The following is a 26472-nucleotide window of genomic DNA, read 5'->3' on the forward strand; positions in this document are numbered from 1 at the left end:
AATAATTTTTATTGATGAAATATAAATATAATTTCAGGCCCGCATATAAATCTCAGGAATTACTAATCGAAATATTTAGCGGCGCTGAAAATGAAGATTTTTTATCAGATTTTTTAAATGCTATTAGCGAAATAAACCCGAAAGTCGACAGCATTAAAAATCTTTGGATGAATGATGAACATCTATTTGAAATTACATCAGACATTGGCTTTTTTTTACTTTCAAAAGACATTTGGGACTTAGCCTTTATAATGTCAGAAGAAAATCAGGAATGCATTAACAAAATAAATTCAATTTTATCAGAAGACAAGAATTTTCAAAAGATAGAAGTCAATTTTGAAGATTATAAATAAAAAACAATCAGAATATTAGTTTTAAGATAATAAAGCTTTAATAAAGTTTTGATTTTTAATTCCTAATTTCGTTTAAATAAAAAAATATTCAGAAGATCTTTTTTAAAAAGATTTTAAATAAAATAGCATGAAAGAAACCAAACATATATCAAGATCAAGAGCGCAGGAATCATCTGCAGCAATCGAAAAAATGTACATTACTATGCGCCACTTATTCAACCGCGGTTTTTATAAACCAATGGGAGTTTCCGGCGATAGTTTACGCGAATCATTACTAGCATTACGTCCGGAAATTTACGGAAATATAGGCGAAGAAAAAGTAGAACTTAACGGACTTTTGTACGTTATTGAGCGTTTACCAATAGGTATTGAACAATGTAGATTCATTAATTTAACATCAGATGAAGGATATTCTAAATCGCATTTTCAGGCAATAGTTCCTCCCAAAAGAAGAAGAAATTGTTATAGAATCGATGAGGAACAAATGAATGTTGAAATCACTCGCGGGCGATCTGACATTTATGATATCCTGACACATTTGACTTTTATTTTTATTGAATCTCATAAAATAAAAAACAGGGTTTTATTAGACGATGGCGGCGAAGTTTCGCGCGATTGGATGAAATTAGAACAAGCAGTATTACAAACGAAAAAGCTTTCTCAAATCGAAAAAGAAAAAGCAATCTCGCATGTTGCTAATATTTTAGCACGAACTTTTGAGGAAGTTTTAGACATATATGATGCTTTTGGTTCAGAAAATGCACCGGATAGATTCCTGCATGTAATTTACTGGCTGGGAAAATTAGCAATAGAAGAAGTTGTAGACAATAATAAACGTACCATTACTTTTAGTCCCGTTTTAAGAGAACGTTTAGGACACCATATTCACGGTGAAATTTGGGCAACAAATATCAAGGAAGTTTTAAAGGCAAATAACCTTTTAAAACGCCCTATTCACGTTATAAGCGCGAATATGCATAGTGTAATGAATTCGATTTTTGCAACACCATTGTTGAAAACAAAATTCAAGGACAAGTCTGATTTTTATATTTATGAAGAGTTAAGTAAATCAGGCGCAAAAGAGACCAGAAGCATTGTTGAAGAACTGGCACTAAAAAATGGCATGATTTCGCTGCCGGATAGTTCAGGAACAAACATTGACGTTCAGATTTTTGATACTGCAAAAATTGACTGGACAAAAACGGCGTTTCCAAAAACAGTAGTCGACGAAGCAGCACCTGTTATTATTGTAATGGATTATGCTTTTGGCGAGCAGGCTTACGAGACGATTGATGAATTATTAAAACCATATAAAAAAGAAACGTTACTAAATGTAAAATCAGTTTCGATAATGGGTAAAGCCGGAATTCTGGAAGGCGGAAAAGGAGATATCATGATTCCAACTGCACACATAAATGAAGGAACAGCCGATAATTATTTCTTCGAAAATGAATTAACAGGAGCCATGTTTGAAGGAAATGACATTGCAGTTTTTGAAGGCGCAATGGTTACAGTTCTTGGAACATCATTACAAAACAGAGATTTATTGAAATTCTTTCATGAGTCGACCTGGGGAGTAATTGGTCTTGAAATGGAAGGTTCTTATTACCAAAAGGCCATTCAGTCAGCATCAAAAATTAGAAAAAGCGTACCACACGATATCAAAGTTCGTTATGCGTATTACGCCTCAGATAATCCACTTGAAACCGGAAGCACATTAGCATCAGGCGGATTAGGAACGACAGGGGTAAAACCAACATATTTGATTACTATTAAAATTCTGGAACAAATTTTCGACGTAAAATAAAACAGAAGTGTCTGAAATATATCAAACAAACAATAAATAACATTTTACTGCCTAATTATTTTAGGCAGTTTTTTTTTAGAATAGTTTTTATAATTTCCAAATCAATTACATTTGCGATGTATAAATAATTACTATGAAAAGAATACTTATTACGGGAGCGGCAGGATTTTTAGGATCGCATTTATGTGACCGATTCATTAAAGAAGGCTATTATGTTATTGGAATGGATAATCTGATTACCGGAGATCTTAAAAATATAGAACATTTATTCAAATTAGAACATTTCGAATTTTATCATCATGATATCACCAAGTTTGTACACATTCCTGGTGATTTAGATTATATTTTACATTTTGCTTCACCGGCAAGTCCTATAGATTATTTAAAAATCCCGATTCAGACGTTGAAAGTCGGATCTCTTGGAACGCATAATTTGTTAGGATTAGCAAGAGTAAAAAAAGCCAGAATTTTAATTGCTTCAACATCTGAAGTTTACGGAGATCCTTTAGTTCACCCACAAACCGAAGAATATTACGGAAACGTAAATACAATTGGACCACGTGGTGTTTATGACGAAGCAAAACGTTTTCAGGAATCAATTACAATGGCATATCATACTTTTCACGGGGTAGAAACCAGAATCGTGCGTATTTTTAATACTTACGGACCAAGAATGCGATTGAACGACGGACGTGTAATTCCGGCTTTTATTGGTCAGGCTTTACGTGGGGAAGATTTAACTATTTTTGGAGACGGAATGCAAACGCGTTCTTTTTGTTATGTTGACGATCAGGTCGAAGGTATTTTTAGATTATTACACTCAGATTATGTTTATCCTGTAAATATTGGAAATCCGGACGAAATCACCATCAAGGATTTTGCAGAAGAGATCATTAAATTAACCGGAACAAATCAAAAGGTAGTCTATCATCCATTACCTGTAAATGATCCTTTACAACGCCAGCCAGACACTACAAAAGCAAAGGAGTTATTAGGTTGGGAAGCAAAAGTAAGCCGTTCTGAAGGAATGAAAATTACATATGATTATTTCAGATCACTTTCTAAAGAAGAATTATCAAAAGAAGAACACAAAGATTTTTCGAATTATATTAAATAAAGAAACGGGCAATTATATTATGATAATTGCCCGTTTTGTTTTTACCGAATTGACTTAAAAAGCATTCTTTCCAATGAGTTCCTTCATTTGCTGATCCAGATTAAAATGGCTTTTTGCATGAAGAAAAATATCCTTTTTCATTTTTTGAATTTCATCTTTTCCTAACTCTGAAATTTGGTTTAAAGTTGCATTTAATTGTTGAAAATCTTCAACCGGAACAACCCAGCCCAAATTATTTTCTTCAACAATATTTTCTCCTTCGCCTCCGCCAAAATAAAAAACAGGAAACCCTAAAGCGCTGTATTCAAATATTTTTGAAGGAACAGATCCATAAATTCTTGTTTTAAGAGGAACAAGGGCAATATCCTGATTCTTTAGTGTTTCATGCAGAATATTTCGTTCTAACATTCCGTGAAAAACTATTTTTTTTGTCGGATTTTGGTTGAGGTAATTTACAATTTGAGTTTTCTCTGCGCCATCTCCAAAAATATGCAATTCGATGTTTAGATTTTCTAACTTCAATTGCTGAATAAGTTCAAAAACACCTTGCGCGACACCAAGCAAACCAGCATAGAAAAACTTTATTGGTTCTATAGAATTATCCTTTTCTTCAAGGAAATCTTCTACAAAATGATCCGGATAATTGCGATATAAAAAGCATTTTTTTTCAGGAAAGATGGAATGTATATGTTCAATTATTTCATTGGACTGACCAAAAATATGCGTTGCTTTTTTATAAATAAATCGTTCAATAAAAAGCAGGATTTTGTGTGAGATACTGTTTTTCTTGAGCACTTCAAGTTCAATAGCAGCAGTTGGCCAGAGATCTGAAACATTTAGAATTATGGTTTTACGCTTAAGCCAAAGTGTAAAAACAGAAACAAACGAAAGCAATAATGGCGGCGATTGCACAATAACCTTTTTAGGAGTTTTGGCAAAAAGTAAATAAAAGAATAAAGTGGTTGAAAACGAAAGTGTTGAAACAATTCGTTTAAAGATATTCGAACTATTACTGGGATAAATCCAAAGACGTTTTAGTGTGATATTCTGAATTTTTTCGGTAACAGAGAACTTACCTTTATATTCCGGAAATAATTCTCCTTTAGGATAATTAGGCAAAGGAGAAATCACCGAAACTTCATATCCGTTTTGATTTAATTTCAAAGCCAGTTGCTCTATTCTATTGGCAGCAGCACCTTTTTCTGGCGGATAATAATTTGATATAATTAAAATCTCCTTCATTATTTTTTATCCAATAAAATTGAAATAATTCTTTCAGATGCTTTCCCGTCCCATAATTCCGGGATACCACTTTTTCGTGGACCATTTTTCAAGAACATACCAAAGATTTTTTGTAAATTTTCTAATGATGTTCCTACGATAGTATTAGACCCTATAGTTTCTGTTTCAGGTCTTTCAGTATTATTTCGCATCGTAAAACACGGAATTCCCATTACGGTTGTTTCTTCAGAAATTCCGCCGCTATCGGTAATAACCGCAAAACTATTTTTGATTAAATACATGAAATTTAAGTATCCTTGCGGAGCAACAAAAATGATGTTTTTAAACTTAATATCGCTTTCACTCAAAATAGCCTGCGTTCTTGGATGAATTGGAAACAATATTTTTTTATCAGTAACTAAATTATCAATTCCGTGAAGTAATTCAAGAAGTGATGAAACTTCGTCAACATTTCCGGGACGATGTAAAGTTAGAATGATATAATTTTTTTCGTTTAATAGATGTTCTTTCCAAAAATCAGGAGCCGAAATTCTATTGATGTTTTGGTATAAGGTATCAATCATGACATTGCCCACAAAATGAATATTTTCAGGATCCGAACCCAATTTTAGTAAGTTTTCTGAGGCCGAAGTTGAGGTTGTAAAAAAGTAATCGGTGATACTATCCGTCAACATTCTGTTGATTTCTTCCGGCATTGTTAAATCTCCGGAACGAATTCCCGCTTCTACATGCGCTACTTTAGTGTTGCATTTTTTTGCCACGATCGAACACGCCATTGTAGAATTGACATCGCCAACAACCAAAACTAAATCACAAGGGTTTTGAATCAATTCTTTCTCAAAAGCAATCATTATGGCCGCAGTTTGTTCTGCCTGAGAACCACTTTTTACTTCTAGATTTACACTTGGTTTTGGAATATTTAATTCTTCAAAAAAAGTATCACTTAAGTTTTTATCATAATGCTGACCGGTATGAACCAATCGAAAAGAAACATCAAAACCTTCATTTTGCTTCCTTTTTATGGCATTAATAATGGGTGCAATTTTTATAAAATTAGGTCTTGCGCCAGCGATTATAGTGATTTTCATAAGTTGGTGGTATTCTTTCTAAAAACTTTCTTTTGGCAAAAGTAAAGTTTAAATTGGAATCTGCGTAAGTTGAGATAATTTCTTCAATTTTTAAATGAATTTTGAAGTGTATTAAATTTATCTTGTCAGAATTGGAGGTCACAATTTGTGATCTCCAATTTTTAATTTATCAATTCTCTAAGGTCGCAAATTGCGACCTTGAAAAAGTAGGGAATTATTTTTTATAGCCAATTTTCACTCTCTCATTTTCATCTTCTTTCTTTTCAGTCAATTCATCTAAATAAGAAAAGACCAATTCAATATTTTTATCATGATTTTCTAACTTTTTTTGAATCTTCAGAATATCAACTTTAATTTCCGTTGTATCCAAAAGCATTTGTCTCACTCTTGTGAAAATACGCATGATTAGAATATTGGTTTGAATTGCTTTGTCGCTTTTTAAAATGCTTGAGAGCATGAGAATGCCATGTTCAGTAAAGGCAAAAGGGGATATTCTAGTTCCTCCCCAACTTGAGGTCACAATTTGTGACCTCAAGTTATTAAATTCAGTTTGAGATAATTCAAACATAAAATCTTCGGGAAATCTTGAAATATTTCTTTTTACAGATTGCTTTAAAACTTTAGTTTCAATTCCATAAAGTAAAGCGAGATCACGATCAAGCATAACTTTTTGACCTCGGACAAAATATATTTTATTAGAAATTGTTTCTTCAGAAAGTAGAGATTGATCGTCCATGAGTTTTAATTAAAAAAAAACAAATGTAAGATTTTATTTATATTTATAAGTGAGATTTAAATTGTTTTAGCTTTCCGCTTTTGTTTCTTTCCAGAACTGTTCTTCGGGTAAAACTAAAGTTTAAATTAGGCTCTAAATATAATGAGATTGCCTTTTCTATTTTTTGAATTTGAGCAGTATGTAATTCACGATCACTAACATATTCAATTTCAAAAGTATCGAATTGGGTTTGTTTGATAATAAATTCTTTTACATTTCCGTCATCTTCAACAATGCTTTTGGTTACATAATAAAAGGTCAAACCCGGTGATTTTTTTCCGCTTGGGAGAATCGCAATGTCATTTGTTCTGCCAATTAGTTTTTTAAGAATCGGTTTTTGTGGCGTACTTTTTTCATCTAAAATTCCGATATCACCTATTTCATATCTTATAAACGGATGTGCTTTATTAAACAAAGAAGTAATCACAATTCGGCCTTCTTCCCCGTAAGGGAGAACATTATTATTTTTGTCTAAAATTTCAACAAAAAGCGTTTCTGCATTTATTTGCCAATCTCCGTTTAAATTTTCAAAAGCTATCAAATCAAGTTCTGATGCTCCATATTCATTGATAATTGGAATTCCGAATTGTTTTTCCAACAGTTTTTTATCCAATTCAAAAAGCATTTCTGAAGTAACGAAACACGCTTTTAACGTTGGACAAATCTGATTTAAGACAATATTTTTATGTTCTAAATATTTGGCAAATAAAACGATAGAACTTGTATAGCCGTTGATATAATCGAATTTTTTAGTTTTAAATTTTCGAAGGAATTTCTCCAGAACAACATCTGATAAATCGAAAACCGGAAATCTAAAACGATGCGTCAGGAAATCTTTAATCCGCTCTTTTTGATAACCAATAAAATCCATCGGAATACCATAAAAGCGAGCTTGAAGCGAATGATTAAAATCGATTTTATACCATCCAAAACGCATAAAAATTGAAGTCCAGGTTAAGGCGTGACAATATTTATCCTTGGCAAAAACAAAAGGAGTTCCGCTGGATCCGGATGTTTTGTTGAGGTAAACATTTTTTAAAGTATATCCTTTTGAAAGCCTTTCTACAAGTGGTTTTTGTAAATTTTGTTTATTCAAAATAGGCAAATCTTCCCATATCAAATCCGTATTATTTCCAACTAATTCCTGGTAAAATGGATTATTTTTTAGATGAAAATCTACAATTTCTTCTTTTTTATTTTGAAGAAAAAGAGCGTATTCTTCTTTAGATAAATTCACGATTTTATCTAATTCAGCTTTGGCCTCCTTTATAGGAAAACCATTTAATCGAAGCGAAATATCAAAAAGAGAAATCATTTGAAGATAAATTTTCATCAAAAATAATATTATCCAATTACTAACACAGAAGAATGAACAAGTTTTTAAGATTTAATTATTTTTTACGTACAAAAGCAATTATTTTTGCACCACAACTAAATACAACTACACATGACAATTTTACTATTGGGATCAGGCGGAAGAGAACATGCTTTTGCGTGGAAAATGATTCAGAGTCCGCTTTGCGAAAAACTTTTTGTTGCACCAGGAAATGCGGGCACGGCTGCAATTGCTACAAACGTTGCAATGTCTCCAACAGATTTTGATGCGATTAAATCATTTGTGATTCAGGAAAATGTAAAAATGGTGGTCGTAGGGCCAGAAGATCCGTTGGTAAAAGGGATTTATGATTATTTTAAAAATGACGAAAGTTTACAGCATATTCCAGTTATTGGGCCATCAAAATTAGGTGCTCAGTTAGAAGGAAGTAAAGAGTTTGCTAAAGAATTCCTGATGAAACATAACATTCCAACTGCTGCTTATGACAGTTTTACTGCCGAAACAGTTGAAAAAGGATGTGATTTCTTAGAAACGTTGCAGCCACCATACGTTTTAAAAGCAGATGGATTGGCAGCTGGAAAAGGAGTTTTGATTATTCAGGATCTTGAAGAAGCAAAAACGGAATTAAGAAACATGTTGGTTCACGAAAAATTTGGAGCAGCAAGTTCAAAAGTGGTAATCGAAGAATTCCTGGACGGAATCGAATTAAGCTGTTTTGTTTTAACAGACGGTAAAAGCTATAAAATTCTTCCAACAGCAAAAGATTACAAAAGAATAGGAGAAGGAGATACAGGATTAAATACAGGCGGAATGGGAGCAGTTTCTCCAGTTCCTTATGTTGATGCTGTTTTGATGGAAAAAATTGAAACACGTATCGTAAAACCAACAATTGAAGGTTTCCAGAAAGACGGAATCGAATATAAAGGATTCGTGTTTATTGGTTTGATTAATGTAAAAAATGAGCCAATCGTTATTGAATACAACGTGAGAATGGGAGATCCTGAAACTGAGGTTGTAGTGCCAAGATTAAAATCTGATTTGGTTGCCTTGTTCCAGTCAGTTGCTGATCAAAAATTAGATACTTTCGAATTAGAAGTTGATCCAAGAAGTGCTACTACGATTATGGTGGTTTCTGGCGGATATCCTGAAGATTTTGAAAAAGGAAAAATAATTACAGGATTAGAAAATATTACAGATTCTATAGTTTTTCACGCAGGAACAAAATTAGATGGCAATAATGTCGTTAGTAATGGAGGACGTGTATTAACTGTAACATCTTATGGGGACGATTTTCAACAGGCCATAAAAAAATCTTACCAAAATATAGATAAACTAAATTTTGATAAGATGTATTTTAGAAAAGATATTGGCTTCGACTTACTTTAAGAAAGAGTGAGCTGTAGTATCTTGATTTTCTGTTCCGGCGTCATCAAAAATGCGTAATTGTTTAATCCAGTAAACGATTGCGCATGCGCAGATGATCATAAAAATCCAGTTAATAGTATTAGCACCAAACCAAGTAATTAGTTCTAAGTGACGTAAAAAGTCAAGTGGAGCAAATAAAATGTTAACGAATAAGTATTGTATTCCTTCAAAAAAAGCTGTCATAATTTATAAAATTATATGTTATTTATTGTTTTTAACGCATTGAAGACAAAATTCAATAAAGAATCTTTTTTCAACTTGTTGGTTTCCTTTTTAAACAAGTATTATATTTACAATCACAAAAGTATAAAATATCCTTATGATAACAAGTGTTTTTAAAAAATCTACGCCATTAAATTATTCATTGGTCGTAATTTTAATACTGGTTTTCTTTTTTGTTTTTCAAATTAAAGATCCATCATGGGTGAGTTCTTATTTTTTGGCGTTCCAAAAAGTAAGTCTGCTATGCTTTATTTTAGCCTCTTTTTTCCTGATTAATTTTATTGTAAAAAAGAACGGACTCAGTAAAGACAATGGTTACACGATATTTTTTTATTTATTGTTCATATTGTTTTTCCCCACGATTTTTAATAATGCAAATGTTATATATGCTAACTTTTTTATCTTGTTGGCACTTCGAAGATTAATTTCACTGCAATCCTTAAAAGCGTCAAAAGAAAAAATATTTGATGCTTCTTTTTGGATTTTAATAGCTTCTTTATTTCAATTTTGGTGTGTTCTTTTCCTGATATTGGTTTTTATATCGATTATTTTTCACGTTTCGAGAGATTATAGAAACTGGATTTTACCTTTTATAGCGCTTATGGCCGTATCAATAATATTTTTATTTATTTCTTTAATCTTCCATATTAATATAATCGAGTTTTTTCAGGAACGTGCCGTAATAGATTTTAGTATTGATTATTTCAAGAACAATTACGAAAATGGTGCACTTTCGATATATGTTGCTGTATCTTTATTTTTTATAGTTTCTATATTAAGCACATTGTCAAACAGACCTCAAATCGTACATTCATCATACAAAAAAGTGGTAGCTTGTTTTTTTATTGCCGCTTTTGTTTACATCGTTTCACCAGATAAAAGCAATGATCTGTTGCTATTTAGTATCGCTCCTTTGACCATTATGGCATCAAGTCATGTAGAATATATGAAGCAAAAACTCAATAACGAAATTGTTTTTTATGTGTTGATTTTGTGTAGTTTATTTACATTTTTCTCTCAACTATAATTTGCTTCCGTAAGCAAGATCGCCGGCATCGCCAAGACCCGGAACAATATAATTTTTCTCATTTAATTTCTCATCAAGGGAAGCAACCCATAAATGGCAATTGTCAGGAAGATTTTTTTCTAGAAAAGCAATTCCTTCAGGTGCAGCAATAACAACTACAATATGAATCTCTTTTGGAGTTGCATTTTCGATTAATTTTCCGTGAACAGCAACGATAGACTGACCGGTTGCCAACATGGGATCAAGCAGTAAAACTGTTTTGTCATTTATGTTAGAAACAGCTTGATATTCTACCCGAATTTCAAATTCATCATCATTATTAGGATGATATCTGCAAGCCGAAACAAAACTGTTTTCAGCATGATCAAAGTAGTTCAGAAAACCATTGTGAAGGGGTAGTCCGGCTCTTAAAATCGAACAAAGTACTAAATCACTTTCTATTTCGGTTGTTTTTTTAATGCCAAGCGGAGTTTGAATTTCGATGTTTTTATATGACAAATCTTTACTTAGTTCATACGCCATAATTTCGCCAATTCGCTCAATATTTCTTCGAAAACGCATGCTGTCATTCTGAACATTAATATTTCTGATTTGACCTAAAAAATGATTTAATACGCTATTATTTTCAGATATATAATGGATTTTCATAATAAAATTTTAGAATTATCAATGGGTTACAGTACGATAACGAAAATTTCATCGTTTTATTCGCACGATAAAAGTATAAAAAGTATCTTTGTAACTCTAACAAATAAAGACATGTTTTCAAAATTAGCATATTCTGTTTTCGAACAAAGCATCAAAGATTATCATCAGTTTGATAATGTTGATCAACCTATAAGTAATCCATATCCAAAAGATAAATTCGAGCATTTATTATATTTAAAAAACTGGATTGATACTGTTCAATGGCATTTTGAAGATATTATTCGTGATCCGCAGATTGATCCGGTGGCAGCATTGACTTTAAAAAGAAGAATAGATGCATCTAATCAGGAACGTACTGATATGGTGGAATATATCGATAGTTATTTTTTACAAAAATACAGTGATGTAAAAGTAAAAGACGGAGCAAAAATCAACTCTGAAAGTCCGGCTTGGGCTTTTGACAGATTGTCTATTTTAGCCTTAAAAATTTATCATATGCATGAAGAAGCTACTCGTGCAGAAGCTTCTCAGGAACACAGAGATAAATGTCAGGAAAAATTGAATATTCTTTTAGAGCAAAGAAGCGACTTATCAACAGCGATTGATGATTTGCTTTCTGACATCGAAAACGGTGAAAAATTCATGAAAGTGTACAAACAAATGAAAATGTACAATGATGATGAATTGAATCCTGTTTTATATCAAAATAAGAAATAATTGGCAGAATTGTCCAATAAAATTAAGCATATAGCCGTCATGAGACTTTCCGCAATGGGAGATGTCGCCATGACGGTTCCTGTTTTACGTGCTTTTGTAAAACAGTATCCGGAGGTAAAAATTACTGTAATTTCTCGTCCGTTTTTCAAGCCATTTTTTGACGGAATTCCAAATCTTGATTTTTTTGCTTTTGATGAAAAAGAGCGCCACAAAGGTTTTTCAGGACTTTTGAGACTATTTCGAGATGTAAAAAAACTCAAAATAGATGCTTTTGCAGATCTTCATAATGTTTTAAGATCCAAAATCGTGAGCTTACTTTTCGCTTTAAGCGGAAAAAAAAGAGCCACAGTAGACAAAGGAAGAGAAGGCAAAAAGGAATTAACCCGTGACGAAAACAAGATTTTCAAACCATTGCCAACCATGTTCGAAAGGCACGCAAAAGTGTTCGAAAAACTTGGTTTTACTTTAAATTTGTCTAATCCCGAATTCCCTGAAAAAGCAATTTTAAATTCAGAAATTCTCGAAATTATTGGCGATAAAAACCAAAAAATAATTGGGATTGCACCTTTTGCACAATACGATTCTAAGATTTATCCGCAGGATTTAATGCAGGAAGTAATTGCAAAATTAGCAGCTAATAAAGATTATAAAATAGTACTATTTGGAGGAGGAAAGAAAGAAATCGAAATTCTGGACTTAATTTCAAAACCCTTTGAAAATGTAATAAATATGGCTGGAAAAATTAAATTTCAGCAAGAATTACAGCTTATCAGCAATCTCGATGTAATGCTTTCTATGGATTCCGGAAACGCACATATTGCAGCGATGTTGGGCGTAAAAGTAATCACGCTTTGGGGCGCAACACATCCGTACGCAGGATTTTTACCTTTTAATCAAACAATGGAAAATGCTTTGGTTTCAGATCGAAATCAGTATCCAAAACTACCAACATCAGTTTATGGAAATAAGATTGTTGAAGGTTATGAGAATGCAATGAGAACGATACTTCCACAAGAAATTGTAAATAGAATTCAGAGTCTTTTGTAAATTTAAGAGGCTGAATTCCAAATAAAAAAATCCAAATTCCAATAGTAAAAGTTGGAACTTGGATTTTTTTATTTTGAGATTAATCTTTACTTATTCTCATAAATCAAAGAAAAGATATCCCATTGCTTTCTTTTTGTTTCTGTCGACTACAACTTTTATAAAATGATTTTCTTTTTCAGTAGCGAGTAAAATGTGTTCAAAATCTTCAGTAGAATTTCTATAAACTTTATGTACCAATTCAGATTCCTTAATTTTTTTCGACAAAATTTTAGCAGCTCTTAATTCACTCACATAGGGCCAAATATTAAAAAAACTATCTTTAGATGATATTTCTTTCATTCCTTCGCTCATTGATGAATTATATTTTTCTGCCGAAAGTAATTTAGGCACTTTTCTGTTTCTTCTTTTTTTAATTATAAAGTAAATACAAAACAAAGAGGTTATTACAAAAAGTACGATAAAAGATAGACGGAGGTAATGATGCATTGCCATAATATTTAACATTTAAATGTGTTGACAAATTTAATTTAGCTCTACAATCCTATAGAAGCTGATTGCGATTACTGTAATTTCACCTCTAATATAATAAAAATTCGGCAATATTTTAGGAAAATTTTGGTTTTATTTCAATTGACCTATAACCTAATTTTCTCGTCTTTACACCTGCTATAAATATAACTTTTAAGATTCGAAATTGTGGCTTCATAATTTGGCGCTTCATAACCAAATCGTTCGTGTTCCATTTGCTCTTTTTCGATAGCATTGCAGCCTTTTATAACTTCTTTGAGCATATCCAGTATTGCGAGTTCTTTATTGTTAGTTTTCTGATATTTGAGCTCAACAATTTCATCTTGCAATTCTTTGCAGTATTCTACAAGTTTCACTACTTCAGGTTCCTCTAAAAGATATTCTTTAGTTTTAAAAATTTCTCGTACGGATCTCATATTCAATTCGGGTTTAATCTTTGTCAAAGTTTGTCTACGCATTTTTTGTCATACCACTTTCTTCGTGATGACAATAATTGTGGTTATTCAGCCGCAGTTTTCACAACTAATACACATAAAAAAGGGTTTGCATTGCAAACCCTTTTTTTATAATTCAAAACTGTAAACTGAGACTGAAAACTTTCTACACGTCATCATAATCTACATAAATAGACTCAGATGTTGGGTGTGCCTGGCAAGTTAATATTAAACCTGCAGCGATTTCTTTATCTGTTAAAATTGAATTTTTAGTCATTTCAGCAGTTCCTGAAGTTACACGGGCAAGACAGCTACTGCAAATTCCGCCCTGGCAAGAATATGGAGCATCAATTCCTTGTTTTAAAGCCGCATCTAATATGGTTTGTTTTTGAGACATTTCGAATGAAACTTCGTCATCATCTACTAAAACCGTGATTTTTGTATGTCCTTCCAGCGAAGTTTTTATTTCGTTTTCCTGAGATGAAGATGTAAAAAGTTCAAACTTAATAGCCGATTCTTTTACGTTTTTCTCCTTTAAAATTGCAGAAACTGTATTGATCATTTCTTCTGGTCCGCACAAGAAAAATTTATCAAATTGTAATTCTTTGTGTTTGTTATTCAAAACAAAATTAACCGCTGATTTCTCAATTCTTCCAAACAATGCATTTTCGGCTTTTGCCTGACTAAAAACATAATGCACGAAAAAGCGCCCTACATATTGCAATTGCAAATCATGTAATTCCTGGTAAAAAATAGTTTCTTCAGGAGTTTTATTTCCATAAACCAATACAAATGAACTTTTTGGTTCACTTTTCAAAACAGATTTTATGATCGAAAGTACTGGAGTTATTCCACTTCCGGCTACAAAAGCTGCATAATTTTTTTGTCTTTCGGCGTCTGGTTCAAAAGTAAAAATTCCTTCCGGATGACCTACTTCAAGAACATCGCCTGCTTTAAGTCTTGTGTTTGCGAATTGAGAAAACAAACCATTTTTTACTGCTTTTACAGCAATTCGCAATTCGCCGCTTTCCGGTGCAGAACAAATAGAATAAGCACGACGAATTTCTTGATTATCAAGAGTTAATTTTAAGTTTATGTATTGTCCGGCTATAAATTTATAGTCTGGTTTTAGTTCTTCGGGAACATTAAAAAGTACAGAAACGGCATCAGTAGTTTCACGTTTTACCTCTTTAATTATAAGTTTTAAGAATGAAGGCATGATTGTATATTTTATGCAAAAGTAGCAAACGGAGATTAAATGTCAGGCACGAAATTATTATTTTTAACTTTTTTTGTAACGTTTACTTACATTTGATCTCTTACTACAAAACTGAAAACCAAATAACCATGATTAAAAAGTTTATTTATTTAGAATGGAAGGCCTTTACAAGATCTGCATCGTTTGGTGCAAATGTGGCAATGAAAATTTTAATTGGTTTTTTGATGGTTTATTTTTCGATACTTTTTATCGGAACTGGGGTAGGAGCATTTTATGTATTAAGAAAAATGAACCTTGAACCATTAGTGACTATCAATAAATTTTTGATTTATTATTTTCTGTTTGATCTTGTAGTTCGCTTATTGATGCAGGCAATTCCGGTATTGAACATTAAGCCATTGTTGATTTTACCTTTCAGAAAATCAACCATTGTGCATTTCTCGTTAGGCAAAACTGCTTTGTCTTTTTTTAACTGGGTGCACGCTCTTTTTTTTATTCCATTTTCTATTGTATTAGCTCTCGAAGGTTATGATATTTTAGGAGTTATTTTTTGGCTTTTGGCAGCATTCTCCATAATATATATCAATAATTTTTTGAATATAATTTTAAGTAATATCGACAAATTATTTGTTGTTTTTATTGGGTTAATTCTTTTATTAGCAGCTGCTCAATATTATAAAGTATTTGATATTACGATTTTTACGGCACCTTTTTTTCTGGGATTTTACGAGATAAAAGGAATGTTTTTAATTCCGGTTTTAGTGCTGGCAGGATTGTATTTATTTACCTTTAAATATTTCAAAAACAATCTATTTCTGGACGCCGGGCTTTCGAAAAAAGAAGATATTGCTACGACCGAAAACCTTTCATGGCTCAATCAATTTGGGACTTTAGGAACTTTTCTTAAAAATGATATCAAATTAATCAAAAGAAATAAACGCTCGAAAACCACAATATTCATGAGTATATTCTTTTTGTTTTACGGATTCATCTTTTTCGGGAATACACATCAGCCTGAGGTGATGCATATTTTTGCAGGAATATTTGTTTCAGGAGGGTTTTTATTTGTGTTTGGTCAATTTGTTCCAAGCTGGGATAGTTCGTATTACCAATTAATGATGACACAAAACATTCCGTATCGTGGTTATATCACTTCAAAATGGTGGCTTATTGTTATTGCTACAATTGTTTCAACGATTATTGCTTCGTTCTATCTTTTTTTTGGATGGGAAATCTATCTAACCATTGTAGTTGGTGCAATTTATAACATTGGAGTAAACTCATATTTAGTCCTTTTAGGAGGAGCATTTACAAAAACACCAATCGATTTAAGTACAGCAGGAGGAGCTTTTGGAGATAAAAAAGCCTTTAATGTTAGTGCTATGTTATTGACTTTGCCAAAATTATTATTGCCTTTAGGGCTTTATGCCATAGGTCTTTATTTAGGAAACAAAACTATTGGTCTAACATTAGTTGCCAGTGCCGGAGTTTTAGGTTTTATCTTAAAAGACAAAGTATTTTCATTAATCGAAAAAAGATATAAAATCGAGAAATACAGTACAATAAGTGCTTATAAACAAAAGAACTAATTAAGGAATGTTTCAATTTGATAATGATAATTTTTATTCAATTAAAACCAAACTTAAACAACAAGCAGGAGATTTTTTAATCTAAAATCAACAATCTAATATCAACAATCACCATGATACAAATAAATCAACTTTCAAAAAAATATAACGGAACAACAGTTTTAAATATTAACAATCTAGAAATTCCAAAAGGACAAAGTTTCGGGTTGGTAGGAAATAATGGAGCAGGAAAAACAACTTTCTTTAGTTTATTATTAGATTTAATCCAGCCTTCTACAGGAAATGTAACAAATAATAATATTCAGGTCAATACAAGTGAGAACTGGAAATCTTTTACAGGATCTTTTCTTGATGAAAGTTTTTTAATTGGGTATTTAACTCCTGAGGAATACTTTTATTTTATTGGAGATTTAAGACATCAGAACAAAGCAGATATTGATGCTCTGTTATCGCAGCATGAAGAGTTTTTTAATGGTGAAATCCTGAATAACAAAAAATATTTAAGAGACTTATCAAAAGGAAATCAGAAAAAGGTGGGGATTATTGCCACACTGATAGGAAATCCTGAAGTAGTTATTTTAGATGAACCATTTGCAAATTTAGATCCGACAACGGTAAGCCGATTAAAAAAAATAATAAAAGATCTGGCTGATAATCCAAATGTTACTGTATTGGTTTCCAGTCATGATTTACAGCATACGGTGGAGGTCTGCGATCGAATAGTGGCTCTTAATAAAGGTGAAGTGGTAAAAGATATTCAAACTTCAGAAGAAACCTTACAAGAACTGGAATCGTTTTTTGCAGTATAAATATTCTATATTTCAAAAAGAAGCGTATTTTTACAAGTCAATATACTAAAAGTCCATTTTAGAAGTTAATTGATTTAAACTCTTTCTATTGAAAAACAATACTCTTAAATATAGTTTTTTTCTTGTCTTTTTGTTTCTTTTGATAGCATGTTCTACCAAGAAAAACACTTTTCTGGCTAGAAATTCGCATGCCTTAAGTACAAAATATAACATTTTGTACAATGGCGGAATTGGCCTTGATAAAGGGTTAAAATCGATTCAGGCAAACAATCAGGATAATTTCTGGAAGTTGCTGCCTATCGAAAAAATGCAAATCGACGAAAATTTTTCCGGAGAAGAAAAGGCAAAAAATCCTGATTTTGAAAAGGCCGAAACAAAAGCAACAAAAGCCATTCAGAAACACTCCATGAATATTGGCGGAAGAGAGCGAAATTCACAAATTGATGAAGCATATTTAATGCTCGGAAAAGCCAGATACTATGATCAGCGCTTTATTCCGGCGCTTGAAGCCTTTAATTATATTTTGTATAAATACCCAAATAGCAGTAATATTTATACCGCAAAAATCTGGCGTGAGAAAACAAATATGCGTTTAGGAAATGATGCTATTGCCTTAAAAAACATTAAACTTTTATTAAAAAATACAGATCTTAATAAACAAACTTTTTCAGACGCAAATGCTTTGTTAGCTGAAGCTTTTTTAAATTTAGAAGAAAAAGACAGTGCTATTGCCAAACTTAGAGTTGCAGAAGAATTTACAAGAATAAATGAAGACAGAGCCAGATACCGTTTTATTCTGGGTCAGATGTATCAGGAAGCAGGCAAAAAAGACAGTGCAAATTATTTTTATGATGGTGTAATTGATATGAATCGAAAAGCTGATCGTAAATATATGATGCATGCGTACGCTAAAAAGGCCGAGATGTTTGATTATGAAAACGATAATAAACAACTGTTCCTTAAGGCTTTTAATAAATTAGTTACAGACCGCGAAAACAGGCCTTATTATGATATCCTTTTTTATCAAATGGGAGTGTTTTATGATAACTACAAAGTAAGAGACAGTGCTTTGATATTTTATAATAAATCATTGTCAAGACAATCAAAAGATCCTTATTTGGTTGCTTCCAGTTATAGAAATATAGGAAATATGTATTTTAAAGATACTGACTATACAATGGCTGCTAAATATTATGACAGTACATTAGTAAAATTAGATCCTAAAACAAGAGAGTTTGCTTTTATCCAAAAAAACAGAAAAAATTTAGATAACGTAATTAAATACGAAGGTATAGCAAAACGAAATGATAGTATTATTAAGGTATACGGTTTACCAGCACCTGATCGAAAGTTATATTTTGAAAGTTATATTGCAGAGCTTAAGAAGAAAGACGAAGCAAAACGTATTTTAGAAGAAAAAGAAAAGGAAAGATTAGCAAATATTGATCGTAATACAAATACTGGTAATTCACCAACAGCCATAAATCCTAACGCAATAGGAAAAAGTGATCCTGGAGTAGGAACTTTTAACCCTCCTGCAGGAAACGAGACAGCCGCTGCAAGTACTTTTTATTTTTATAACCCAACAACAGTTGCTTACGGAAAATTGCAATTCAAAAAATTGTGGGGTAATAGAACTGTGGGCGGAAATTGGAGAATGGCAGCAGTAAAATCTGCAAATAATGCAGCACTGAATGATACAATAAATAATGATCAGGATTTAGCTAACACAATAAAAGACTCTGTTATTGTTGAAAAATACACAACAGATTTTTATGAAAAACAACTTCCAAAAACACAGGCTTCAATAGATAGTATTGGGGTAGAACGTAATTTTGCATACTATCAATTAGGACTGATTTATAAAGAGAAATTTAAGGAATATAATTTGGCCAGTGAAAAATTAGAACAATTATTAAGGAATAAACCTGAAGAAAAATTGATTCTTCCTTCGATGTATAATTTGTATAAAATATATCAAATAACAAATCCGGCCAAAGCCCAATCTGTCAAGTTTGATATTACTACAAAATATCCAAATTCAAGATATGCACAAATCTTAAATAATACCAATTCAGAAGATTTAGCATCGCCGGATAAGGAATATCAAAAATGGTATAAATTATATCAGGAAGAGCATTTTGATACTGTTCTTGATAATATTGATAATTTGATCAATCAATATGCAGGAGATGAAATTGTTTCAAAATATGAATTGCTGAAAGCAAATACTTTAGGAAAAGTAAATGGTCTGGCAGCTTATAAAAAAGCATTAGAATCTGTAGCAGATGATTACCCAAATAGTGATGAAGGTAAAAACGCCAGAGAAATTCTGGAAAAACAAATACCAGGTTTAGAAAAACTTGATTTTACGACTGTTGATGGTAAAAGTTGGAAAATTTTATATCAAGTTCCTAATAACGATTCTAAAACGCTTAAAAATATCGAAGAAGCAATTCGGGTATTTTTACTAGTTGAAAATTTTGAAAGGCTAACAACTTCTTTGGATAAGTATAATAAAACAGAAAGTTTTATAGTTATTCATGGTATAAAATCAGAGGCATACGCCAGAGATGTTGCAGGAGTTTTAAGAGATGATAAAAAATATAAAATTTCACATCCTTCTATTATTATATCCAGTGATAATTATAAAGTAATTCAAATCAAAAAAAATCTTGAAGCTTATTTGGCTCCTAAAAACCCATAATAACATGTTTGATAAAGTTAAAAAAAACGGAACAGAACTTTTAGGAAAAACAAATAGAATAGTTGAAGGTACCTCTATAGTAGGTGACATTGTTTCTAAAGCAGATTTTAGATTAGATGGTGAATTGATAGGGAATTTTACTTCGCAAGGAAAACTGGTTATTGGAGTGTCCGGAATTGTAAAAGGCGAAATTGTTTGCAATAATGCAGATATTGAAGGAGAGTTTCAGGGCAAAATAAAAGTATTAGAAGTCCTTAATATAAAATCGACAGCACGTATTCACGGAGAAGTTGCTGTAGGAAAGCTGTCTATAGAACCGGGAGCTGATTTTACGGCTACCTGTACTATGCTTACAAATAATAAAGAAGTAACCCTAAAAGATGGAAAAGGAGCCGAACAAAAACAGAAGGAATAAATGGTTGCCATTAATTAATATTCCGGTTCAAATGGGAATAATTATTTTTTTATTCTCGTATTTTGGTAGCTGGCTGGATGAAAATCATCCGAGTCCAAAGGTATATTACAATACTATTTTTGTTATGCTTGGTGTGGGACTTGCCTTATATAATGTGATTCGACAGGTTAACGATATCAATAAAACAAAGTAATTTATGTTTTAAAGCAGCTTTAAATAAATGTTGCATCTTTGCAAAAAATATATTTCAGATGCTTTTAAAAAATTACAAACCTATTCTCCATTTATTTATTTTTGCTTTAGCAGCCTGTGTTTTGCATAAAGCAGCTTTTTTAGTTTTAGAGGTAAATGCCCAAAACTTTTATTATAGTATAGAATTTTTGTATTTGATTTTCTTCGGACTTTCGGCTTTATTATACCTTATATTATTAATAGTAAAAAAGAAAAATTTTGAAATTGTCGGAATGGCATTTTTATTCGGGACATTTACTCAAATGCTATTAGGGTATTTAATTTTAAGACCAATTTTAGAAAACAAATCGGGAGAAGTTATGGTTGAAAAAGTGAGTTTTTTTATAACATTTATTTTATTTTTGTTATTTGAGACGCTTTTAACTGTCCGATTATTAAATGAAAAGCGTTAAAATAAGGATTCTGTAAAACAAGGTTCAAAAATAATTTTTCATATCCTTTTGAATATTAATAAAAAATGTACCTTTGCACCAAATTTTAGAAACGTAAAAAAATAAGATTTTTAACAGATATGGTGATTTCAAACAAACCGCTCAAATTTATTCTTGCAGCTTTAGTAGCTTGTTCTCCAGTAATGAGTTTTGCAAATTCAGAGAATGACTCAACGCATGTACAGACTGAGGCCGCTCATGAAGAGAAAGTAATTTCACATAATGCCCCTGTAGAAGGTGAGCATGAAGCTCTTGATCCAAAAGCAAAAGTGGATGCTTTTATTGATCATCACTTACAAGATTCTCATGATTTTGTTTTCTTTTCAGATGAAAAGGAAAATAAACATTATGGTTTTTCATTACCTGTGATTCTTATTGACGGAGGTTTGAAAATTTTCTCGTCTTCAAAATTACACCATGGTGAAGAAGTTGCAGAAGTTGATGGAAACTTCTACAAATTAGTTCACGGTAAAATTTATAAAACAGATGCTGCCGGTACTATTACCTTTAATGAGCATGGACATCCTGAAAACGAAAAGCCATTAGATTTTTCTATTACTAAAAATGTAGTGTCAATGCTTTTTGTTGCTGTACTATTATTTATAATGTTTACTGGTTTAGCAAAATCATATAAAAAAGGACCAATCCCAACAGGATTTGGAAGAGTGTTAGAACCGCTTATTATTTTCATCAGAGATGAAATTGCTGTTCCAAATATTGGAGAGAAAAAATACAGAAAATATATGGGTTATTTATTAACCGTATTTTTCTTTGTGTGGTTGTTAAACTTATTAGGTATGACTCCACTAGGAATTAATGTTACAGGAAATATTGCAATTACAGTTTGTTTAGCTGCATTTACATTTATCATTACACAGTTTAGTGCGAACAAAGATTATTGGGGACACATTTTCTGGATGCCGGGAGTTCCTGTGCCAATGAAAATTATTTTAGCACCAATTGAAATCTTAGGAACATTAACAAAACCATTTGCATTATTAATTCGTTTGTATGCAAACATTACTGCAGGTCACGTAGTAATTATGAGTTTGATTGCAATGATCTTTGTAGGTAAAAATTTAGCTGCAGATTTGCCAATCTCTATGGGATTAACATTATTTATTTCGGTTATCGAAGTTTTAGTTGCATTTTTACAGGCCTTCATTTTCACAATGTTATCATCATTGTTTATTGGTATGGCTGTTCAGGAACATGATCATCATCATGCTGATGAGAATGTAATTATCTAATTTAGAAGTTTAATTTTATATATATAAATACTTATGGGAACAATTCCAACTTTAGTAGGTGCAGGTTTAGTAGTAATCGGTGCAGGTTTAGGTTTAGGTAAAATCGGTGGATCTGCTATGGACGCGATTGCTCGTCAGCCAGAAGCTGCTGGTAAAATTCAAACTGCGATGATTATTATCGCGGCTTTATTAGAAGGTTTAGCATTTGCTGCTTTAATCTTAGGAAAATAATAAAGAAAGAAATAGCAACATCTTTAACGGTTGGTTAAAGGTGTTGTTACTTTTAAAAAAAGAAATTAAATATTTAATATAGTTATAAAATGGATAAGTTAATTAACGATTTTTCATTCGGTTTATTCTTTTGGCAAGCTTTAATCTTGTTGGTTTTAATTTTACTTTTAGTAAAATTTGCCTGGAAACCAATTATGGAATCTATTACTGCAAGAGAAGAAGGTATTAAAAATGCATTACTTTCTGCTGAAAACGCAAAGAGAGAAATGGAAAATTTGCAAGCTGACAATCAAAGAATTTTGAATGAAGCTCGTGCAGAACGTGACGCGATGCTTAAAGAAGCTCGTGAAATGAAAGAGAAAATGATTGCTGATTCTAAAAACGAAGCACAAGAGCAAGGTCAAAAAATGATTGAGCAAGCTAAAGCGGCTATCGAAAGTGAAAAAAATGCTGCTATGGCTGAATTGAAATTACAAGTTTCAACTTTATCATTAAGCATTGCTGAAAAATTGTTGAAAGAAGAATTATCTAACAAAGAATCTCAAACTAAATTAGTAGAGAAAATGTTAGGTGACGTAAAGTTAAACTAATATTATGGCAAGTACAAGAGCAGCAATTCGTTATGCAAAAGCAATTCTAGACTTAGCAAACTCTAAAGGTGTTGCCGAAGCTGTTAATAACGATATGAAGTCGATTGCTGCGGCAATTGAAACAAATATAGAATTGAGTACCTTTATTCAAAATCCAACTACAAAAGTTGAAGTTAAAGAAAGTGCTCTTTTAGAAGTTTTTGCAGATGTAAATGGCGTAACTAAAGGTTTGTTTCATTTATTATTTGAAAACAAAAGATTCGAAATTTTAGAAGCAATTGCTTTAGAATATAAAAAATTATTTGATGAAAGTAATGGTGTTGAAGTAGCAAAAGTTACTACAGCTATTCCTATGGATGATGCATTAGAAGCTAAAGTTTTAGCTAAAGTTGCAACATTATCAGATAAAAAAATAACAATAGAAAATATCGTAGATCCATCAATCATTGGAGGATTTATTTTAAGAATAGGTGATCAACAATACAATGCATCTGTTGCAAACAGATTGCAGGTATTAAAAAGAGAGTTAAGTAATTAGTTTTATTACACATAAAAGTGTCTAAATTATAAATTAAGATGGCGGAAATCAAACCTGCTGAAATTTCAGCAATATTAAGAAAGCAAGTAGAAGGTTTTGAATCTGGTGCTACGCTAGAAGAAGTAGGAACAGTACTTCAAGTTGGAGACGGTATTGCTCGTATTTACGGGCTATCGAATGTACAATATGGTGAGTTAGTTGAATTTGATAACGGACTTGAAGCTATTGTATTGAACCTTGAAGAAGACAATGTTGGTGTGGTACTTTTAGGACCATCAACTGGAATCAAAGAAGGATCAACAGCAAAAAGAACACAACGTATTGCGTCTCTTAAAGTAGGTGAGCAAATGGTAGGTCGTGTAGTAAACACTCTTGGTTTTCCAATTGATGGAAAAGGACCAATTGGTGGAGACTTATACGAAATGCCTTTAGAAAGAAAAGCACCTGGTGTTATCTTCCGTCAGCCGGTAACTGAGCCATTACAAACAGGAGTAAAAGCAGTAGATGCTATGATCCCGGTTGGTCGTGGACAACGTGAGCTTGTAATTGGTGACCGTCAAACAGGTAAATCAACTGTTTGTATCGATACAATCTTAAATCAAAAAGAATTTTACGATGCAGGAAAACCTGTATTTTGTATATATGTTGCAATTGGGCAAAAAGCTTCAACTGTAGCAGGAATTGCTAAAATGTTAGAAGAAAAAGGTGCAATGGCTTATACAGTTATTGTTGCAGCGAATGCTTCTGACCCAGCTCCAATGCAAGTTTATGCTCCTTTCGCAGGTGCTGCAATTGGAGAATATTTTAGAGATTCAGGTCGTCCTGCACTTATTGTGTATGATGATTTATCTAAACAAGCTGTTGCTTACCGTGAGGTTTCTCTTTTATTAAGAAGACCACCGGGACGTGAGGCATATCCTGGAGACGTTTTCTACTTACACTCTCGTTTATTAGAGCGTGCTTGTAAAGTAATTGCTGATGACGGAATTGCTAAAAACATGAATGATTTACCAGATTCTATCAAGCCTATTGTAAAAGGTGGTGGTTCATTGACTGCTTTACCAATTATCGAAACTCAGGCTGGTGACGTTTCTGCATATATCCCAACAAACGTAATTTCGATTACAGATGGTCAGATTTTCCTTGACGGAGATTTGTTCAACTCTGGAGTTCGTCCTGCTATCAACGTAGGTATTTCTGTATCTCGTGTTGGAGGTAATGCTCAGATTAAATCAATGAAAAAAGTTTCAGGAACTTTAAAATTAGACCAGGCTCAATTCCGTGAATTGGAAGCTTTTGCTAAATTTGGTTCTGACTTAGATTCAGTTACTTTAAACGTAATTGAAAAAGGTAAAAGAAACGTTGAGATCTTAAAACAAGGTTTGAATGATCCTTATACAGTAGAAAATCAAGTAGCTATTATCTACGCTGGTTCTAAAAACTTATTAAGAAACGTTCCTGTAAATAAAGTAAAAGAATTTGAAGCTGATTTCTTAGCTTACTTAAACAGCAAACATAAAGATACGCTTAATGCGTTGAAAGCTGGTAAGTTAGATGATAACATTACTGATGTTATTGAAAAAGCAGCAAAAGAAATTTCAGCAAAATATAACTAATAAGATAATTCGCTAATTAGATAATTAGAAAATGTTTTAACATCATTCTAATTATCTAATTTTCAAATTGTCACATTTTCTAATTAATAGATGGCAAATTTAAAGGAAATCCGTAATAGAATTACTTCCGTTTCATCGACGATGCAAATTACATCGGCAATGAAAATGGTTTCTGCTGCAAAGCTTAAGAAAGCACAAGATGCAATCACTGCAATGCGCCCTTATGCCGAGAAATTAACGGAGTTGTTGCAAAATCTTTCTGCTACACTTGATGGTGAAGTAGGAGGAGATTATACAACACAACGTGAAGTAAAAAAAGTATTGCTTGTTGCTATAACTTCAAACAGAGGTTTATGTGGTGCATTCAATTCTAATGTAATTAAAGAGATTAAGAATCGTACTGAATTTTATGCAGGTAAACAAGTTGACGTTTTTGCTATTGGTAAAAAAGGAAATGACGTTTTAAGTAAAACTCACAAAGTACACGGTCATCATAATGCAATTTTTGATCATTTAACTTTTGAAAATGTTGCCGGAATTGCTGATAATTTAACGGAGAAATTCTTGTCAGGAGATTATGACAGAATCGAATTAATCTACAATCAGTTTAAAAATGCTGCGACACAAATCGTTCAAACAGAACAATTTTTGCCTTTAGCTCCAATTAAATCTGATGTACCGGTTTCTGGTGGAGATTATATTTTCGAGCCTTCAAAAGAAGAAATCGTGTTGACTTTGATTCCTAAATCATTAAAAACACAATTATACAAAGGTATTCGTGATTCATTTGCTTCAGAACATGGAGCGCGTATGACAGCAATGCACAAAGCAACTGACAACGCAACTGAATTAAGAAACCAATTGAAATTGACTTATAATAAAGCACGTCAGGCATCTATTACTAACGAAATCTTAGAAATCGTTGGTGGAGCAGAAGCTTTGAACGGATAGTCTTTTTAAGAATATATAAAAAAGAGACATTTTGAACTGCCCCCAAAAAGTTAGACACTATTTGGGGGCATTTTTATGGAAAGAAAAGTCAAGTACAATTGTGAATTT

General features: G+C 32.1%; 28 protein-coding genes. 19 read left to right on the forward strand and 9 right to left on the reverse strand.

What is annotated here, in order from left to right; all coding sequences use genetic code 11:
- Nucleotides 1-14 precede the first annotated feature (14 nt).
- From RC62_RS15390 to RC62_RS15400, 3 genes are all read left to right on the forward strand, one after another.
- Nucleotides 15-353, forward strand: a complete 339-nt coding sequence (locus tag RC62_RS15390) for a hypothetical protein (protein ID WP_055096784.1) — start codon at nt 15-17, stop codon at nt 351-353.
- A gap of 127 nt (nt 354-480) precedes the next feature.
- Nucleotides 481-2160, forward strand: coding sequence for a DUF6909 family protein (locus RC62_RS15395; RefSeq protein WP_055096786.1), 1680 nt, complete (start codon nt 481-483; stop codon nt 2158-2160).
- A 133-nt stretch (nt 2161-2293) separates the two neighbouring features.
- The gene (locus RC62_RS15400) at nt 2294-3277 is read left to right on the forward strand and encodes a UDP-glucuronic acid decarboxylase family protein (RefSeq protein WP_017496849.1); all 984 of its coding nucleotides are present in this window, start codon (nt 2294-2296) and stop codon (nt 3275-3277) included.
- Nucleotides 3278-3331: 54 nt separating this feature from the next.
- Here the strand turns inward: RC62_RS15400 and RC62_RS15405 are convergent, their stop codons facing one another.
- The 4 genes from RC62_RS15405 to RC62_RS15420 all read right to left on the reverse strand — a co-directional run bounded on the left by RC62_RS15405 (nt 3332) and on the right by RC62_RS15420 (nt 7697).
- Nucleotides 3332-4519, reverse strand: a complete 1188-nt coding sequence (locus tag RC62_RS15405) for a glycosyltransferase family 4 protein (protein WP_055096788.1) — start codon at nt 4517-4519, stop codon at nt 3332-3334.
- The gene (gene wecB, locus RC62_RS15410) at nt 4519-5607 is read right to left on the reverse strand and encodes a non-hydrolyzing UDP-N-acetylglucosamine 2-epimerase (RefSeq protein WP_055096790.1); all 1089 of its coding nucleotides are present in this window, start codon (nt 5605-5607) and stop codon (nt 4519-4521) included. The genes RC62_RS15405 and wecB overlap by 1 nt, the downstream gene beginning before the upstream one ends.
- Nucleotides 5608-5821: 214 nt before the next feature.
- Nucleotides 5822-6343, reverse strand: coding sequence for an ORF6N domain-containing protein (locus RC62_RS15415; RefSeq protein ID WP_055096792.1), 522 nt, complete (start codon nt 6341-6343; stop codon nt 5822-5824).
- Between the two features lie 43 nt (nt 6344-6386).
- Nucleotides 6387-7697, reverse strand: coding sequence for a phenylacetate--CoA ligase family protein (locus RC62_RS15420; protein ID WP_055096827.1), 1311 nt, complete (start codon nt 7695-7697; stop codon nt 6387-6389).
- Between the two features lie 132 nt (nt 7698-7829).
- Here RC62_RS15420 and purD point away from each other — a divergent pair, with 132 nt between their 5' ends.
- Nucleotides 7830-9104: a phosphoribosylamine--glycine ligase gene (gene purD / locus RC62_RS15425; RefSeq protein WP_055096795.1), complete on the forward strand. Its 1275-nt coding sequence runs from the start codon at nt 7830-7832 to the stop codon at nt 9102-9104.
- On the opposite strand, the gene RC62_RS15430 is transcribed toward purD, so the two are convergent.
- Nucleotides 9096-9326: a DUF6341 family protein gene (locus RC62_RS15430; RefSeq protein ID WP_041519835.1), complete on the reverse strand. Its 231-nt coding sequence runs from the start codon at nt 9324-9326 to the stop codon at nt 9096-9098. The two genes, purD and RC62_RS15430, sit on opposite strands and share 9 nt — an antisense overlap.
- A 136-nt stretch (nt 9327-9462) precedes the next feature.
- Here RC62_RS15430 and RC62_RS15435 point away from each other — a divergent pair, with 136 nt between their 5' ends.
- A complete protein-coding gene (locus RC62_RS15435) occupies nt 9463-10392 on the forward strand; it encodes a DUF6427 family protein (protein ID WP_055096797.1) in 930 nt (309 codons plus the stop codon).
- Here RC62_RS15435 and upp read toward each other — a convergent pair.
- Nucleotides 10387-11040 carry a uracil phosphoribosyltransferase gene (gene upp, locus RC62_RS15440; RefSeq protein ID WP_055096799.1) on the reverse strand — a complete coding sequence of 218 codons (654 nt, stop codon included), beginning with the start codon at nt 11038-11040 and terminating at the stop codon, nt 10387-10389. The two genes, RC62_RS15435 and upp, sit on opposite strands and share 6 nt — an antisense overlap.
- 111 nt (nt 11041-11151) lie before the next feature.
- On the opposite strand from upp, the gene RC62_RS15445 reads away from it, so the two are divergent.
- Nucleotides 11152-11757, forward strand: a complete 606-nt coding sequence (locus tag RC62_RS15445) for a DUF4254 domain-containing protein (protein WP_055096829.1) — start codon at nt 11152-11154, stop codon at nt 11755-11757.
- Between the two features lie 39 nt (nt 11758-11796).
- Nucleotides 11797-12804 (forward strand): glycosyltransferase family 9 protein, encoded by a 1008-nt coding sequence (locus RC62_RS15450; RefSeq protein ID WP_055096801.1) that lies wholly within the window; start codon nt 11797-11799, stop codon nt 12802-12804.
- Between the two features lie 96 nt (nt 12805-12900).
- Here the strand turns inward: RC62_RS15450 and RC62_RS15455 are convergent, their stop codons facing one another.
- The 3 genes from RC62_RS15455 to RC62_RS15465 form a co-directional block, all read right to left on the reverse strand.
- Entirely contained in the window at nt 12901-13290 is a 390-nt protein-coding gene (locus RC62_RS15455) for a hypothetical protein (protein ID WP_245176836.1), read from the reverse strand.
- A 149-nt stretch (nt 13291-13439) separates the two neighbouring features.
- Nucleotides 13440-13748 (reverse strand): hypothetical protein, encoded by a 309-nt coding sequence (locus tag RC62_RS15460; RefSeq protein ID WP_055096833.1) that lies wholly within the window; start codon nt 13746-13748, stop codon nt 13440-13442.
- Between the two features lie 184 nt (nt 13749-13932).
- The gene (locus RC62_RS15465) at nt 13933-14985 is read right to left on the reverse strand and encodes a ferredoxin--NADP reductase (RefSeq protein ID WP_055096804.1); all 1053 of its coding nucleotides are present in this window, start codon (nt 14983-14985) and stop codon (nt 13933-13935) included.
- 128 nt (nt 14986-15113) lie between these two features.
- Here RC62_RS15465 and RC62_RS15470 point away from each other — a divergent pair, with 128 nt between their 5' ends.
- The 12 genes from RC62_RS15470 to atpG all read left to right on the forward strand — a co-directional run bounded on the left by RC62_RS15470 (nt 15114) and on the right by atpG (nt 26364).
- A complete protein-coding gene (locus RC62_RS15470; RefSeq protein ID WP_055096806.1) occupies nt 15114-16574 on the forward strand; it encodes a DUF5687 family protein in 1461 nt (486 codons plus the stop codon).
- 113 nt (nt 16575-16687) lie between these two features.
- A complete protein-coding gene (locus RC62_RS15475) occupies nt 16688-17383 on the forward strand; it encodes an ABC transporter ATP-binding protein (protein ID WP_055096808.1) in 696 nt (231 codons plus the stop codon).
- Nucleotides 17384-17471: 88 nt separating this feature from the next.
- Complete coding sequence (locus tag RC62_RS15480; protein ID WP_055096809.1) at nt 17472-20090, forward strand: tetratricopeptide repeat protein; 2619 nt, start codon at nt 17472-17474, stop codon at nt 20088-20090.
- 4 nt (nt 20091-20094) lie between these two features.
- Nucleotides 20095-20505 (forward strand): polymer-forming cytoskeletal protein, encoded by a 411-nt coding sequence (locus tag RC62_RS15485; protein WP_055096811.1) that lies wholly within the window; start codon nt 20095-20097, stop codon nt 20503-20505.
- The gene (locus tag RC62_RS15490; RefSeq protein ID WP_055096813.1) at nt 20471-20698 is read left to right on the forward strand and encodes an AtpZ/AtpI family protein; all 228 of its coding nucleotides are present in this window, start codon (nt 20471-20473) and stop codon (nt 20696-20698) included. The genes RC62_RS15485 and RC62_RS15490 overlap by 35 nt, the downstream gene beginning before the upstream one ends.
- A gap of 58 nt (nt 20699-20756) precedes the next feature.
- A complete protein-coding gene (locus tag RC62_RS15495) occupies nt 20757-21149 on the forward strand; it encodes a hypothetical protein (protein WP_055096815.1) in 393 nt (130 codons plus the stop codon).
- Nucleotides 21150-21268: 119 nt separating this feature from the next.
- Nucleotides 21269-22438: a F0F1 ATP synthase subunit A gene (gene atpB / locus RC62_RS15500; RefSeq protein ID WP_055096817.1), complete on the forward strand. Its 1170-nt coding sequence runs from the start codon at nt 21269-21271 to the stop codon at nt 22436-22438.
- A gap of 33 nt (nt 22439-22471) precedes the next feature.
- Nucleotides 22472-22669: an ATP synthase F0 subunit C gene (atpE, locus tag RC62_RS15505; RefSeq protein WP_008465835.1), complete on the forward strand. Its 198-nt coding sequence runs from the start codon at nt 22472-22474 to the stop codon at nt 22667-22669.
- Nucleotides 22670-22758: 89 nt separating this feature from the next.
- Nucleotides 22759-23259: a F0F1 ATP synthase subunit B gene (locus RC62_RS15510; protein WP_055096819.1), complete on the forward strand. Its 501-nt coding sequence runs from the start codon at nt 22759-22761 to the stop codon at nt 23257-23259.
- Nucleotides 23260-23263: 4 nt separating this feature from the next.
- A complete protein-coding gene (atpH, locus tag RC62_RS15515) occupies nt 23264-23797 on the forward strand; it encodes an ATP synthase F1 subunit delta (protein ID WP_055096820.1) in 534 nt (177 codons plus the stop codon).
- A 38-nt stretch (nt 23798-23835) separates the two neighbouring features.
- On the forward strand, nt 23836-25413 hold the full coding sequence (gene atpA, locus RC62_RS15520; protein WP_055096823.1) for a F0F1 ATP synthase subunit alpha: 1578 nt from the start codon (nt 23836-23838) through the stop codon (nt 25411-25413).
- Nucleotides 25414-25503: 90 nt separating this feature from the next.
- Nucleotides 25504-26364, forward strand: a complete 861-nt coding sequence (gene atpG, locus RC62_RS15525) for an ATP synthase F1 subunit gamma (protein ID WP_055096825.1) — start codon at nt 25504-25506, stop codon at nt 26362-26364.
- The last annotated feature ends 108 nt before the right edge of the window (nt 26365-26472 follow it).

This window comes from Flavobacterium aquidurense (genome assembly GCF_001404985.1).
Taxonomy (GTDB): domain Bacteria; phylum Bacteroidota; class Bacteroidia; order Flavobacteriales; family Flavobacteriaceae; genus Flavobacterium; species Flavobacterium aquidurense_B.